18 protein-coding genes and 1 riboswitch are annotated in these 13,824 nt (G+C 31.8%); all 18 genes read left to right on the top strand.

What is annotated here, in order from left to right; all coding sequences use genetic code 11:
• Window positions 1-64 precede the first annotated feature (64 nt).
• Entirely contained in the window at window positions 65-835 is a 771-nt protein-coding gene (locus CD112_RS11930; protein ID WP_002481051.1) for a metal ABC transporter ATP-binding protein, read from the top strand.
• Window positions 835-1,683, top strand: a complete 849-nt coding sequence (locus CD112_RS11925) for a metal ABC transporter permease (protein ID WP_002481050.1) — start codon at window positions 835-837, stop codon at window positions 1,681-1,683. Before CD112_RS11930 ends, CD112_RS11925 begins: the two co-directional genes overlap by 1 nt.
• Entirely contained in the window at window positions 1,684-2,091 is a 408-nt protein-coding gene (locus CD112_RS11920; RefSeq protein ID WP_023015147.1) for a Fur family transcriptional regulator, read from the top strand.
• A 179-nt stretch (window positions 2,092-2,270) separates the two neighbouring features.
• Complete coding sequence (locus CD112_RS11915) at window positions 2,271-2,876, top strand: superoxide dismutase (protein ID WP_002481048.1); 606 nt, start codon at window positions 2,271-2,273, stop codon at window positions 2,874-2,876.
• A gap of 203 nt (window positions 2,877-3,079) precedes the next feature.
• Entirely contained in the window at window positions 3,080-5,140 is a 2,061-nt protein-coding gene (locus tag CD112_RS11910) for a peptidoglycan D,D-transpeptidase FtsI family protein (protein WP_037556407.1), read from the top strand.
• A gap of 138 nt (window positions 5,141-5,278) precedes the next feature.
• Window positions 5,279-5,821 carry a 5-formyltetrahydrofolate cyclo-ligase gene (locus CD112_RS11905; RefSeq protein ID WP_103364380.1) on the top strand — a complete coding sequence of 181 codons (543 nt, stop codon included), beginning with the start codon at window positions 5,279-5,281 and terminating at the stop codon, window positions 5,819-5,821.
• A gap of 12 nt (window positions 5,822-5,833) precedes the next feature.
• Window positions 5,834-7,291: a rhomboid family protein gene (locus tag CD112_RS11900; RefSeq protein ID WP_103364379.1), complete on the top strand. Its 1,458-nt coding sequence runs from the start codon at window positions 5,834-5,836 to the stop codon at window positions 7,289-7,291.
• Window positions 7,275-7,475 (top strand): YqgQ family protein, encoded by a 201-nt coding sequence (locus CD112_RS11895; protein WP_002481044.1) that lies wholly within the window; start codon window positions 7,275-7,277, stop codon window positions 7,473-7,475. Before CD112_RS11900 ends, CD112_RS11895 begins: the two co-directional genes overlap by 17 nt.
• A complete protein-coding gene (locus tag CD112_RS11890; protein WP_002481043.1) occupies window positions 7,475-8,461 on the top strand; it encodes an ROK family glucokinase in 987 nt (328 codons plus the stop codon). The genes CD112_RS11895 and CD112_RS11890 overlap by 1 nt, the downstream gene beginning before the upstream one ends.
• A complete protein-coding gene (locus CD112_RS11885; RefSeq protein ID WP_002481042.1) occupies window positions 8,461-8,790 on the top strand; it encodes an MTH1187 family thiamine-binding protein in 330 nt (109 codons plus the stop codon). Before CD112_RS11890 ends, CD112_RS11885 begins: the two co-directional genes overlap by 1 nt.
• Window positions 8,790-9,413 (top strand): MBL fold metallo-hydrolase, encoded by a 624-nt coding sequence (locus tag CD112_RS11880; RefSeq protein WP_103364378.1) that lies wholly within the window; start codon window positions 8,790-8,792, stop codon window positions 9,411-9,413. Before CD112_RS11885 ends, CD112_RS11880 begins: the two co-directional genes overlap by 1 nt.
• Before the next feature lie 56 nt (window positions 9,414-9,469).
• The gene (comGA, locus tag CD112_RS11875) at window positions 9,470-10,453 is read left to right on the top strand and encodes a competence type IV pilus ATPase ComGA (RefSeq protein WP_103364377.1); all 984 of its coding nucleotides are present in this window, start codon (window positions 9,470-9,472) and stop codon (window positions 10,451-10,453) included.
• Window positions 10,425-11,498 (top strand): competence type IV pilus assembly protein ComGB, encoded by a 1,074-nt coding sequence (comGB, locus tag CD112_RS11870; protein ID WP_103364376.1) that lies wholly within the window; start codon window positions 10,425-10,427, stop codon window positions 11,496-11,498. Before comGA ends, comGB begins: the two co-directional genes overlap by 29 nt.
• A gap of 17 nt (window positions 11,499-11,515) precedes the next feature.
• Window positions 11,516-11,845 carry a competence type IV pilus major pilin ComGC gene (gene comGC / locus CD112_RS11865; protein WP_002481038.1) on the top strand — a complete coding sequence of 110 codons (330 nt, stop codon included), beginning with the start codon at window positions 11,516-11,518 and terminating at the stop codon, window positions 11,843-11,845.
• 2 nt (window positions 11,846-11,847) lie between these two features.
• Window positions 11,848-12,273, top strand: coding sequence for a competence type IV pilus minor pilin ComGD (gene comGD / locus CD112_RS11860; RefSeq protein ID WP_002481037.1), 426 nt, complete (start codon window positions 11,848-11,850; stop codon window positions 12,271-12,273).
• A complete protein-coding gene (locus tag CD112_RS13650; RefSeq protein ID WP_103364375.1) occupies window positions 12,257-12,577 on the top strand; it encodes a hypothetical protein in 321 nt (106 codons plus the stop codon). Before comGD ends, CD112_RS13650 begins: the two co-directional genes overlap by 17 nt.
• Entirely contained in the window at window positions 12,528-12,794 is a 267-nt protein-coding gene (locus tag CD112_RS13995; RefSeq protein WP_369122616.1) for a prepilin-type N-terminal cleavage/methylation domain-containing protein, read from the top strand. The genes CD112_RS13650 and CD112_RS13995 overlap by 50 nt, the downstream gene beginning before the upstream one ends.
• Window positions 12,795-13,150: 356 nt before the next feature.
• On the top strand, window positions 13,151-13,690 hold the full coding sequence (locus tag CD112_RS11845; protein ID WP_002481034.1) for a shikimate kinase: 540 nt from the start codon (window positions 13,151-13,153) through the stop codon (window positions 13,688-13,690).
• A riboswitch (glycine riboswitch) is annotated at window positions 13,668-13,787 on the top strand. Its footprint overlaps the gene before it by 23 nt.
• Window positions 13,788-13,824: the final 37 nt, after the last annotated feature.

The following is a 13,824-nucleotide window of genomic DNA, read 5'->3' as shown; positions in this document are numbered from 1 at the left end:
CAATCGTAAGCATTACAATTTACATATTATTTATTCAAGGTTATATTTATAGCGAGGTGAAGATATGTCTACCCCAGTTTTTGAATTAAAAAATATAAATTACTATTTTGGAAACAAACAAGTACTGGAAAACATAAACATTAAAATATATAAAGGTGATTTCTTGGCAATTGTCGGACCGAATGGGGCAGGTAAATCTACATTATTAAAAATTATGCTAGGTTTATTTCCACTTCAAAGCGGTGAGATGTATATTGATGGCCAGAAATACCAACGAAAATTATCAGAGTTGAAAATCAGCTATGTATCTCAAAAAGCAAGAGCATTTAATTCAGGTTTTCCTGCTAGTGTAAAAGAAGTTGTTTTAAGTGGATTAACAAAACAAAAACACCTTTTTCAATGGTTTAATAAAAAGGATGTACAAAAAGTTAAAAACATCCTAAAACGCTTAAATATTGAACACTTATTAAACAAAAACATTGCTGAATTATCAGGTGGACAACAACAACGCGTGTTAATCGCAAGAGCATTGATTTCAGACCCATCAGTACTTATTTTAGACGAACCTACTAATGGTATTGATGCTAAACATGTCAGTGAGTTTTATCAAACTCTAGAGCAATTAAAAAATGAAGGTGTCACTATTATTTTAGTTACACACGATATCGGAGTTGTCGTGGATACTGCAACAAAAGTTGCTTGCTTAAATAGACATTTACATTTCCATGGTCCTGCACAAGAGTTTAAGTCGCTAGATCAAGTTGAAATATCAAAAATTTACGGCTATCCAATTAAATTTGTTGACCATCAACATGAAAGGGAGTGCTGTAACTAATGATTGAAGCATTAATGAATTTCGATTTTATGCGCTATTCTCTTTTAAGTGGTATCTTGATTGGGTTTATTGCACCATTTATTGGTGCATTTATCGTAGTACGCAGACTCTCTTTGATTGCTGACGCATTAAGTCATGTAACTTTAGGCGGTATTTCTTTCGGAATGTTTTTAACCACTTTATCACCGATATTTATCTTTATAAATCCTATGTGGGGTGGCATATTGTTTGCGGTAGTCGGTGCACTTTTAATAGAAAAATTAAGAACATCTTATCAAAACTATCAAGAAATTGCGATACCGATTATTATGAGTGCAGGTATTGGCTTAAGTGCCATTTTTATTTCACTTGCAGACGGATTTAACCAAGAGTTAGTAGGTTTATTATTTGGATCAATCAGTGCTGTATCTTTAAGTGATATGATTACTGTTTTGACCATTGCTGTACTTGTAACACTTTTCATTATGTTATTTTATAAAGAACTCTTTATCCTTTCATTTGATGAAGAATATAGTAAAGTTATTGGTATACCAAGATGGATTCAATTCTTATTCATTATCATTGTAGCCATGGTTATTTCAGCATCTATGCGCGTAGTTGGTATTTTACTTGTAAGTGCATTGATGACTTTACCAGTGGCCATAGCAATGAGAATGACAAAAGGATTTAAACAATTAATCCTCTATAGTATTATCATTGGAGAAGTATCTGTTATTGGTGGTTTAGTAATTGCTTTTTATTTAAATTTATCACCAGGTGGAGTTATTGTAGTATTATTAGTACTTATTTTAGTAGCTACAATGTTCACTCAGACTTTACGTACTAGGGTAAAAAAAGGAGATAGTTAAATGAATACGACTGATGCTATCAAATTATTAAAAGATAACGGTCATAAATATACAGATAAACGAAAAAAGATTATCGATATTTTCGTGAAGGAAAACAAATATGTAAGTGCGAAAACAATCCAACAAACTATGGATACTGCATATCCTGGAATATCTTTCGATACAATTTATAGAAATTTGTATTTGTTTAAAGATTTAGGAATTATCGAAAATACTGAACTAGATGGTGAAATGAAATTTAGAATTGCTTGTACACATCACCATCATCATCATTTCATTTGTGAAATTTGCGGAGACACGAAAGTGATTGACTACTGTCCGATGGACGCAATTAGGAAACAACTTCCTAATGTTACAATTCACACACACAAGCTTGAAGTTTATGGCATTTGTGAAAAATGTCAGTAACCATTAAATTTAGTAACTATATCAGTTTATAATGTTTAACTCCTTACTTTCAGGATAAACATATAGAGGAAAGAGTTCATATTAATTAGATACTTCATTATTTTATAAGCATAAAAATTGTAAGGTATCTAACGACTTGATATAGTAAATATGAAAACAATTTAGGAGGATGATTATTTATGGCTTTTGAATTACCAAATTTACCATATGAGTTTGATGCATTGGAACCACACATCGATAAAGAAACGATGGAAATTCACCATGACAAACACCATAACACTTATGTTACAAAATTAAACGCAGCAATCGAAGGAACTGATTTAGAAAACAAATCAATCGAAGAAATTGTTGCTAACTTAGATAGTGTACCATCTGACATCCAAACTGCAGTCCGTAATAATGGTGGTGGACACTTAAACCACTCATTATTCTGGCAAATCCTTTCACCTAACTCTGAAGAGAAAGGTACAGTAGTTGATAAAATTAAAGAACAATGGGGTTCTTTAGACGAATTCAAAGACGAATTTGCTAAAAAAGCTGCTGGACAATTTGGTTCAGGTTGGGCTTGGCTAGTAGTAGATAAAGACGGTAAATTAGAAATCGTTACTACAGCAAACCAAGACAACCCAATTACTGAAGGCAAAACTCCTATCCTAGGCTTAGACGTTTGGGAACATGCTTACTATCTTAAATATCAAAACAAACGTCCAGACTATATCAATGCATTCTGGAACGTTGTTAACTGGGAAAAAGTTGACGAGCTATACAACGCTGCAACTAAATAATCTTAATACCCACGAAAAGTTAAATTATAACTTTAACAGCAATTGGTTATCCAATTGCTGTTTTTTTTATTGTTTCATTTGATTTTCACTTCTTTTACGAAGAAATCTTAAATTTATGTTTGGTTTTCTATGCAAATTATAGAAAAAAGTTCCGATTTCATATATCATTTGTTTAGAGAACTGTTGAATTGAGGTAGGTTGTATTGCTAAAAAGATTAAAGGAAAAAACGAATGATGAAAAAATCAGGAATCTGATGGATAAACGAATCGGATTCTTCTTCGGTCTCGTTGTCGTAGTATTTGTAATCATTGTTTTACGATTGGGTTACTTACAAATTGCACAAGGTTCTCATTACAAGCAACTCATTAAAAATGATGAAAATATTACGGTAAATGAATCTGTCCCAAGAGGAAGAATTTTAGATCGTAATGGTAAAATTCTTGTTGATAATGCTTCTAAAAAGTCTATTACATATACTAGAGGTAGAAAGACTTCACAAAAAGATATACTCAACGTAGCAGAACGCTTATCTAAATTAATAAAAATGGATACTGATCGTATTACCAAAAGAGATAAACAAGACTTCTGGATTCAATTACATCCTGATAAAGTTTCAGACATGATGAAAAAAGAAGATAAGATGCTTAGTGAAGGGGAAATTTCACAAGAACAGTACGATGAAGAATTGCATAATAAAATCAAGCAAAAACAACTTGATGATTTATCTGACAAAGACTTACAAGTATTAGCAATTTATCGTGAAATGATGTCAGGTTCAACACTAAATCCTCAAACTATTAAAAAGGATGATGTCAGCAATAAAGAATATGCTGCTGTGTCACAACAACTTTCAAAATTACCAGGTGTAAATACATCTATGGATTGGGATCGTAAATATCCTTATGGAGATGTACTCAGAGGTTTATTCGGAAGTGTTTCAACATCAGAAGAAGGTATACCAAAAGAACTAACTGATTACTATTTATCAAGAGGCTATTCAAGAAATGATAGAGTTGGTAAATCATATTTAGAGTATCAATATGAAAATGTATTACGTGGTAAAAAGAAAGAAATGAAATACACAACTGATAAATCAGGAGAAATAACGAATGCAGAAGTAGTTAATCCAGGTTCACGTGGAGATGATTTAGTACTTTCAATAGATATTGACTTACAAAAGAAAGTAGAAGAATCTTTAGAACATCAAATTAATAAACTTCGTGGTGAAGGTGCTAAGAACATGGATAATGCATTCATTGTAGTGCAAGATCCAAATAATGGAGATATCTTGGCTATGGCTGGTAAGCAAATTAAGCCAGATGGTTCCATGACAGATTATGATATTGGTAACTTTACTTCTCAATATACGGTTGGTTCATCTGTTAAAGGTGGAACTTTATTAGCAGGTTATCAAAACAAAGCCATACATGTAGGAGAACATATGATTGATGAACCTCTACATTTCCAAGGTGGGCTTACAAAACGTTCTTACTTCAACCAAAATGGAAAAGTAGATATTAACGATAAAGAGGCATTAATGCATTCATCAAACGTATATATGTTTAAAACAGCTTTAAAACTAGCGAAAGATCCATATCATTATAATATGGCATTACCAAACGATATTAGAGATGCAGGTCAAAAATTACGTAAAGGACTAAATCAAGTAGGTTTAGGTGTTAAAACAGGAATTGACTTGCCTAATGAAGTTGCAGGTCAAATAGAAAAATTAGATTCAAACAGCGGTAACTACTTAGACCTTGCGATTGGTCAGTATGATACGTACTCTCCATTACAATTATCACAATATGTTTCTACGATTGCGAATAACGGTTATAGAATTACACCACACGTTGGTCTTGAAATCAGAAAAGCAACAGATAAAGATAGTTTAGGACCGGTTAAACATAAAATACGCGGTAATGTATTGAATCGTCTTAACAACTCACCTGATGAAATTAAACAAGTTCAAAAAGGGTTTGATATGGCATTTAATAAGGAACCAGGTACTGGATATAAGAGTTTCCATGACACAGTCGTACCATCTGCTGGTAAAACAGGAACAGCAGAAGTATTCCAAGACGGAAAGCCAAGAGTTAACTCAACTTATATCGGTTATGCTCCTAAAGATAATCCTAAATTAGCTTTCTCAATTGTCTATACTAATCAACCCGTTCCAGAACCATGGTTACAAGGTGGAGATTTAGGTCGCGACATTATCAATTATTATTTCGGTAAAGAAAAGAAATCATCAAAATCATAATTTTTCAGCTGATACTCACTCATCGAGTATCAGCTTTTTTATTTCTATATACCTTCAAATATTAAGTCTAATGACACTTATGCAGATAAACGTTATAATGAAAATATTAATTCAAATAGAAAATATTGGGGTGTTATCATGAAAAAATCTGAACTTCGCAAACAAGTTTTGCAGAAGATGAAAAATATTAACAATCTCAACAAAGAAAAAGCTGATCAATGGTTAAAAGAACAATTATTAAAGACTGACGCTTTTAGAAACGCAAAAACGGTTGGCATTGTATTGTCTATGGAACATGAGGTTAATACATTTCCGATTATTAAAGAAATCATCAGTCAAGGAAAAATCCCTTTTGTACCAGCAACTGATTATGAAACTAAACGTATGACATTCCAAAGACTAAATGATTTAAACCAATTAAGCACGGATGAAAAAGGTATCCAATACGTTGATGCCAATACAGAGCGCACAAATTCATTAGATTTATTAATTGTACCAGGCGTTGTTTTTAACCAAGAAGGTTATAGAATCGGCTATGGCGGGGGTTATTTCGATAAGTTTTTAAATCAACATCGTACAGAAACAATAAGCCTAGTGTATGATACACAAATCGATAATACATTTAAACCAGAAGCACATGATGAAGTCGTTGAACGTCTGATCATTGCTAAAACTAGTTAAACTGGAGGCACCATGAATATAGAAAAACAATTTTGGAAATTAATTTATTATTATGTTAAATACTTCAACTACGAAATCGCACATATCAGTAAAAATGATACAGAAGTTTGGCTATCCAATAAAAATAAGAAAAAACTTATTATTGTTAAAACTGGAGTAAGTAGCTCTCAAGAAATACGTTTTGACAAAAGCAGAGTTTTAGAACATCAAAACGAAATTAGTGAATACACAGGATTCATTCCAAAATATGTGACTTTCAATTATTTAACTGAAAAAATCTTCACTTATGAGAACTTGAATGAAGTTCATCCTATTCACATGAATTTTAATGTCATTCGAAACCAACAAGATTTATTAAAAACTTTGCCGAACCCTATTATAGCTAAGCTTTATTCGCGTCAAAATGATAAAACATCACTCTACTACAAGAAACGACTTTATAGTAACAATCCTATAGAAAAATATATGTTGAAATTTGCTCCAGTCACATACTCGCTTATTGCTATTAATATAATAATTTGGCTGTTTATGTTTTTGATCATCAATGCATTTACAAACAGAAGTTTATTAGATTGGGGCGGTTTAGTTCATTTTAATGTAGTGCATGGAGAGATATACCGTTTAATCTCATCTATGTTCATTCATTTTAACTTTGAACATATATTGATGAATATGCTTTCATTGTTTATCTTCGGAAAACTTGTTGAAGCCATTGCTGGTCATTGGAAAATGCTAGGGATTTATTTCATCTCTGGTATCTTTGGTAACATTGTATCTTTAGCATTGGACACAAACTCGATTTCAGTAGGTGCTAGTGGTGCAATTTTCGGTTTGATCGGCAGTCTATTCGCAATTATGTATCTTAGTAAACAATATACACCAAAAATGCTATTACAATTAGTTGGTGTATTAGCGTTATTAACAGTATTTTCATTATTTATGGCTAATGTAAATATCTACGCACATTTAGGTGGATTTATTGGCGGATTACTAGCTACTTTTATAGGTTATTATTTTAATAAAGATCGAAAGTTATTTTGGATTTTACTTGGTGTCGGTATTTTACTATTGATTATCTTGTTAATAAGAACATTCACTATTAAAGAGGATAATATTTATGATAAATTAATAAGTGAAGAGATGAGCAATGGTAATTACAACAAAGCTGAAGAGCTTATTAAACATACTATGAATAAAGGCTACGAAGATGATTATACATATTATTTAAGTGGTCTATTAAAAGCAACAAAAGATTCAAAAGCTGAAGGAATTTCAACATGGGAACGCGGATTAAAACATTACCCTAACTCTGGCGTTCTAAATTATGAACTAGCAATTGCTAATCGTTCATTAGGAGATAAAAAATCGGCACTTAAACATATAAAGGTTGCAGTAAAATCAAATCCTCATAATGAAAAATATAAGTATCTAAAAAAAGAGTTGGAAAAACAAAATGAATCGTCAAATTAACACGTTTTACGACGTACAACAGTTACTTAAACAATTTGGGTTTATAATTTACTTTAAAGATAAACACGACATGTATGAAATGATGGAACAAGAAATTAGAGAGCTATTTGAATATCAACTTATCTCTAAGGACGCATTTATCAAGTGTATCTTAATAATCAATCAAAGAAGGATGAATAAGTAATGAGAAATTTAATATTGGCAGCCGATGTCGGTGGAACTACATGTAAACTAGGAATTTTTGATAACAAACTTGAAAGAATCACTAAATGGTCGATACAAACTGATATCAGTGATCCATCAGGTGTCGTTTTACTTAAATCTATTTATAGTGCGTTTGTACAAAAAATGAATGAACTAAGTCTAAAAATGGAAGATGTTATTGGATTGGGAATTGGTGTACCAGGACCTGTTGATTTCGAATCAGGTATTGTTCATGGAGCAGTAAATTTAAACTGGCCTGGCGATGTTAACGTGCGAGCGATTCTTTCACAATTTGTAAGTTTCCCGATTTTTGTTGACAACGATGCTAATGCAGCGGCACTAGGTGAAAAACATAAGGGTGCAGGTCATGATGCAGATGATGTTGTAGCCATTACATTAGGCACTGGAGTAGGTGGCGGTATTATCTCAAATGGTAAGTTAGTCCACGGTCATAATGGTTCTGGTGCTGAAATTGGTCATTTCAGAGTAGACTTTGATCAACGGTTTGCTTGTAATTGTGGTAAAAATGGTTGTTTAGAAACTGTTGCTTCAGCAACAGGTGTAGTTAACTTAGTTAAATTTTATCATCCTAAACTTACAATCAAATCTTCGATTTTAGAGCTTATTAAAGAAGATAGAGTCACTGCAAAAGATGTTTTCGATGCTTCTAAAAAAGGTGATTTGTTCTGCTTATTTATTACTGAACGTGTTGCAAACTATATCGCTTATGCATGCAGTATCATCAGTGTAATGAGCAACCCGAAATATATTATCCTAGGTGGCGGAATGTCTGAAGCAGGAGATATTCTAATTGAAAATATTAAAACTGAATATAGAAACCTTACTTTTACACCTGCACAAAACGGCACTGAAATTGTGAAAGCACAATTAGGAAACGATGCCGGCATTACTGGTGCTGCAGGTTTAATAAAAACATATGTTATTGAAGAGGAGCGTGTTGAATAATGGCTATCGTAGACGTAGTCGTAATTCCAGTAGGAACAGAAGGTCCAAGTGTAAGTAAATATATTGCAGAAATTCAAACAAAATTAAAAGAATTCAAAGAACAAGGTATCATTGATTACCAGCTAACACCTATGAATACCCTAATAGAAGGTGATTTGAAGGACTTATTGCATGTCGTTCAAGTAATTCATGAACTGCCTTTTGATAAAGGTCTAGACAGGGTATGTACTAATATAAGAATAGATGACCGTCGAGACAAATCTAGAAAAATGAATGATAAATTGGTCTCTGTTCAAAAACAATTAGACAAAAATAGTGGTGAAAAATAATGGAAATTTCATTTTTAACTTTAGGTATAGCGGATACAAACACTTATTTTATAGAAAATGAAGACAGTGTTTTACTTGTAGATCCATCAAGTGATGGGCAAGAGATTATTTCAAAACTTAAATCTATTAGCAAACCGTTGAAAGCAATCATTTTAACTCATGCGCACTTTGATCATATCGGTGCATTAGACGAAGTGTTGGAGCACTATGATGTGCCTGTTTATCTTCATAAAGAAGAATTTGATTTTCTTACTGAACCTGCAAAAAATGGTTCTGAAAAATTCAGTCAATATGGTTTAAAGCCTATTACAAGTCATGCAAAACCTATTGCACTCGATGAAGGTAAACATGATATCGAAGGATTCAATGTCGAAGTCATGCATACACCTGGTCATTCACCAGGAGGGCTCACTTTTATCTTTGATGATTTCGCATTAGTTGGAGATGCTTTATTTAATAACGGTATCGGAAGAACAGATTTATATCGTGGAGACTACGAAACATTAGTAGACTCTATACAAGATAAAATTTTCACTATAAAAGATGATCTACCGTTATATCCAGGACATGGCCCTTCTACCACTGTAGAAGGTGAACAATTAAATCCTTATCTACACGGCTAAAATTTAAAAGTAATATTCTCACCTCCTACGTTTGTATATGTAGGAGGTGATTTTTTATGAAAAGGCTATTTGAAAAAATTTTAATCGACGCAATCGCACAACGCGTATCAGACATTCATTTTATACCAATAGAACATGCCGTACTTATTAAGTTCAGAGTTAATGATATGTTATTAAATTATGAATCCATTGAGATTACAACGTATCAGAAGTTACTTACTTTTATGAAGTTCTTATCTGGCTTGGATGTTTCTACTTATCACCAAGCACAAAGTGGCCAAACAACTTTCAAGCATCAAATGCTTTACAATTTAAGAGTATCTACTTTGCCGCTCTCATTAGGAATGGAAAGCTGCGTTATTAGAGTTTCCCCACAGTATTTTACTCAAGAATTTGAATGTGAAGGTCCAAAACACTTTCATCACTTAATGAATAAAAAACAAGGTTTAATTTTATTTACAGGTCCAACGGGTTCAGGGAAGAGTACTATGATGTATGAAATGGTTTCTTTTGCGAAAGAAAAATTAAACCTAAACATTATTACAGTCGAAGACCCAGTAGAGAAGAGGATTCCTGGGATAACTCAAATCTCTGTAAATGAAAAAGCCGGTATCAACTATGAAAGTTCTTTCAAAGCTATTTTACGATGTGATCCAGATATTATCCTTATCGGAGAAATTCGTGAAGCATCTATTGCTAAATGTGTTATTCAAGCCTCATTAAGCGGACATTTGGTGTTGTCTACATTACATTCTAATGATTGCGAGGGTGCCTTGTTACGTTTACTAGAAATGGGCATAACACCGCAAGAGGCGCAAGAGGCGCAACAAGCCATAGCCTTAATATCAAATCAAAGGCTAGTTACAAATCAATCAGGACATCGTGAACTAGCATATGAGACATTATATCAATCAGATATTCAATACTTTTTTAAAAACAATCATATGCTGCCCAAACATTTTATAAAATTAAGCAAAGTACTTAGTCAGATGAACAAAGAAGGCGTTATTTGTGAAGAAGTGTTTAAAAGATATACTTAATTCCAAGATTCGTAATAAGAAACAAATAAGTGACAAAGATCAACTCATATTATTAAACAGATTGAAAATATTACTTGATCATGGATTTACTTTGATAGAATCATTTGAATTCTTGAATATGCACATTGATTATAAAGATAAAGAAACGCGCCATACGATTATAAAATCTTTAAAAGATGGTAAGAATTGTCATTTTATCCTCTCGTTTCTAAACTATCCTCAAACTATTGTGACTCAAATATATTTTTCCGAAAAGTTCGGAAGGCTGTCTGACAGCTTAACTGAGTCATATACATTTCTAAAACAGAAATGCGAATCAAAACAGCGCTTGATCAAAACAATTCAATATCCTGTGATACTAATAGGTGTATTTATATGCATGCTGTTTGGTATCAATTATTTTATACTACCTGAATTCCAACAAATATATACCACAATGGACATTCAATTGTCTCCGCTTTTAAAGATACTCAATTATACAATCCAACATTTTCCTCACATCATTCTTTCCCTTATTGCATTTTTATCAATAATTTTCCTAATTCTATTCCAATATATAAGAAAGCTGCCAATAGAAAAACGTATCAAATTTATTATTAAACTCCCATTCATCAACACCTACTACAAGCTCTTTAAAACTTATCAAATTACAAATGAATTATCGTTGTTTTTTCGAAATGGTATTGTTTTACAGCAGATATCAAATATTTACACAGAACAGAAGATTGATTTGTTTTTAAATTACCTTGGTGATTTCATGATTAAAAATATTGAAAAAGGGATGCGATTACCTGAAATTTTACAAGCAGTTGGTTGTTTTCAAGAAGAACTTATTCATTTTATTGAACAAGGTGAAAAGAGCGGAAAAATTGATATAGAATTAAGCATCTACGCACAGATTCTTCTAAGTCAAATCGAGCGTCAAATGAACAAACAAATAAAGTTTATTCAACCAGTTATCTTTTTATTGCTAGGATTTCTAATTATCTCACTTTATCTAGTCATTATGTTGCCAATGTTCGACATGCTTCAATCCATCAAATAACAAAGAAGGAGAAACCTATGAAAAACCTTGTCAAAAACTTAAAACATAAATATTTACGAGCATTTACTTTACTAGAAATGCTTTTAGTTCTTTTAGTTATCAGTGTTTTATTGATACTCATTATTCCAAATATCGCTAAACAATCTAAGCATGTTCAAGATACTGGGTGTGAAGCACAACAAAAAATGGTGAATAGCCAAATAGAAGCTTTTACTCTCAATAAAAATAGAGCGCCTTCTTCAATCGATGAATTAGTTAGTGAAGGATTTTTAAAAGAAGGTCAAAAAACATGTAAATCCGGAAAAACGATTACAATCAGCGACGGCGAAGCTACCGTTAGTCAATAGTCATGAAAGCTTTTACTATGATTGAAACTTTGCTAGTTCTTGCGATTATTAGCCTTTTAACATATCTAAGTTTAAATGTTAAAAGCCCAACACATTTAAAAGACGTGGAAAATGAATTATTAGCTAAAAATCTTGCTGCGCAAATAATATACATGAAATCTACTGCTATTAAAAATCATGATGATGTTATACTATTTTTTAATCGTGGCAGCAATAGAATCAAAGTAATAAATCAAAATCATCAAGTAAGTTATATAACAATCACAAAAGGAGAAATAGTAAGAAGTAACAATATGGATATTGTTGTTATTAGTCCAGAAGGTGAGTTTAATCGGTTTGGATCTGTTTACATTAAGTTTAATCAAACAACATTTCGCTTTATTTTCCATATTGAGAAAGGAAGTTTAAGAATTGAAAAGACATCGTAGTAAAAATTATATCAAGGGATCTTTTATGCTTGATGCATTGACTTCGTTTTCTCTTATCATTACTTTACTTCTAATTTTCTTACCTGTATTAATTAATCAGCATTTACAGTTTCGTAAAGAAATTGAAAAAGCAGATATGTATCGCACATTAATAACGGTAATTAATCGTTTTAACATAAATGAAATTCAACAAGGGATACAACTGGAGCATTATACCATTGAAAAGATTGAACAATCTATTTGTATTAAAAGCAATGAAACTGATAGTCACTACTGTTTTAAAGTTAAATCAAAAAAGAATTAAAGGCTTTACATTCATCGAAATGATTTTTGCGTTATGTATTTTTTCAATTACAATGAGTCTAATACCACCTTTATTCAAATCTGTAAAAACATTAAATAAACACATGGATGATGCATCTTTGATTCACTATGAATTTTTTGCACAAGACATATCTAGAGAGATTAAACATATACCAATAGATAAAATCAATGTCAGTAATAGACGCATAACGTTATAAGAAGATAGCAAACAAACAGCGTATATCTTTTCTAATCGGAAAATTTATAAAAATATAAATTCACGCGGAAATATAACGCTGATACAGGATATAAGTGATTTCAAAGTAACAAAAATTGACGATAAATACTTAAAGGTGGAAATGACTCTGATTGAAAACGAAGAAAAATATTACAAAGTACTATACTTATAATCTGAAAGGTTACCTGTTACCGTTTACAACAATAATTTTTATGATTTTTATTCTTATTTTGACTTCCTATAGCTATCAATATAGCTTAAAATTAAAGACAATACACAACCTTAACATCTACTACAAACAACAACTAGAACAAATTGTTGAGAAGGATGAGAAATATGAAAAACAAGGAAGTTAAAAAAGAACCCATTATTTTTATAGGATTTATGGGAACGGGCAAAACAACATTAGGAAAATATATCGCTGAAAAAGAGGGTAAGAGCTTTATTGATTTAGATCAACTTATCGAATTGCGAACACATCAAACAATCCCTGAAATCTTTGAATTAAAAGGGGAGAGCGGCTTCAGAAAATTAGAAACACAATATTTACAGGAAGCTATTAATGAATATGACATCATTTCTACTGGTGGGGGTGTGATTGAAAGCCCTGATTCTATGGAAATTTTATCCCACTATAAATTTATAATTTGGTTAGATGCAAGCATTCAACTTATATACGATAGAATTAAAAACGATAGTAATCGACCTAACGCTGCAAATAAAGCATTCGATGAATTAAAAAGGTTGTATTTATCAAGGGTTTCACGATATAATGAAATCGCATTCAGCAGAATGGATACAGACAATGATTTGAGTTTATTACATCAAAATTTGATGAATATCATTATAGCGAATGATCAGTATTGGAGAGAATGAATTATCTAAAACATTATTTGTGTTTTAGCTTGTATTCATCGCCGAAGGTGCAAGATGTTATATCGAATCTCTCAGGCAAAAGGATAATACTGTGACGCATTCCTGAAGGTAACTACAGGATAGCAATTGGCTTT

The sequence above is a fragment of the Staphylococcus simulans genome (genome assembly GCF_002902285.1).
Lineage (GTDB): Bacteria > Bacillota > Bacilli > Staphylococcales > Staphylococcaceae > Staphylococcus > Staphylococcus simulans.
This window is presented reverse-complemented; position numbering and strand designations above follow the sequence as displayed.

Coding starts and splice junctions, on each gene's coding strand:
- CD112_RS13995 (WP_369122616.1), top strand. CDS start 12,528: ATGAAACTGATAGTCACTACTGTTTTAAAGTTAAATCAAAAAAGAATT.
- CD112_RS11905 (WP_103364380.1), top strand. CDS start 5,279: ATGAAAAAATCTGAACTTCGCAAACAAGTTTTGCAGAAGATGAAAAAT.
- comGC (WP_002481038.1), top strand. CDS start 11,516: ATGAAAAACCTTGTCAAAAACTTAAAACATAAATATTTACGAGCATTT.
- CD112_RS11915 (WP_002481048.1), top strand. CDS start 2,271: ATGGCTTTTGAATTACCAAATTTACCATATGAGTTTGATGCATTGGAA.
- CD112_RS11900 (WP_103364379.1), top strand. CDS start 5,834: ATGAATATAGAAAAACAATTTTGGAAATTAATTTATTATTATGTTAAA.
- comGD (WP_002481037.1), top strand. CDS start 11,848: ATGAAAGCTTTTACTATGATTGAAACTTTGCTAGTTCTTGCGATTATT.
- CD112_RS11925 (WP_002481050.1), top strand. CDS start 835: ATGATTGAAGCATTAATGAATTTCGATTTTATGCGCTATTCTCTTTTA.
- CD112_RS11895 (WP_002481044.1), top strand. CDS start 7,275: ATGAATCGTCAAATTAACACGTTTTACGACGTACAACAGTTACTTAAA.
- CD112_RS11920 (WP_023015147.1), top strand. CDS start 1,684: ATGAATACGACTGATGCTATCAAATTATTAAAAGATAACGGTCATAAA.
- CD112_RS11880 (WP_103364378.1), top strand. CDS start 8,790: ATGGAAATTTCATTTTTAACTTTAGGTATAGCGGATACAAACACTTAT.
- CD112_RS11930 (WP_002481051.1), top strand. CDS start 65: ATGTCTACCCCAGTTTTTGAATTAAAAAATATAAATTACTATTTTGGA.
- CD112_RS11885 (WP_002481042.1), top strand. CDS start 8,461: ATGGCTATCGTAGACGTAGTCGTAATTCCAGTAGGAACAGAAGGTCCA.
- CD112_RS11845 (WP_002481034.1), top strand. CDS start 13,151: ATGAAAAACAAGGAAGTTAAAAAAGAACCCATTATTTTTATAGGATTT.
- CD112_RS11890 (WP_002481043.1), top strand. CDS start 7,475: ATGAGAAATTTAATATTGGCAGCCGATGTCGGTGGAACTACATGTAAA.
- comGA (WP_103364377.1), top strand. CDS start 9,470: ATGAAAAGGCTATTTGAAAAAATTTTAATCGACGCAATCGCACAACGC.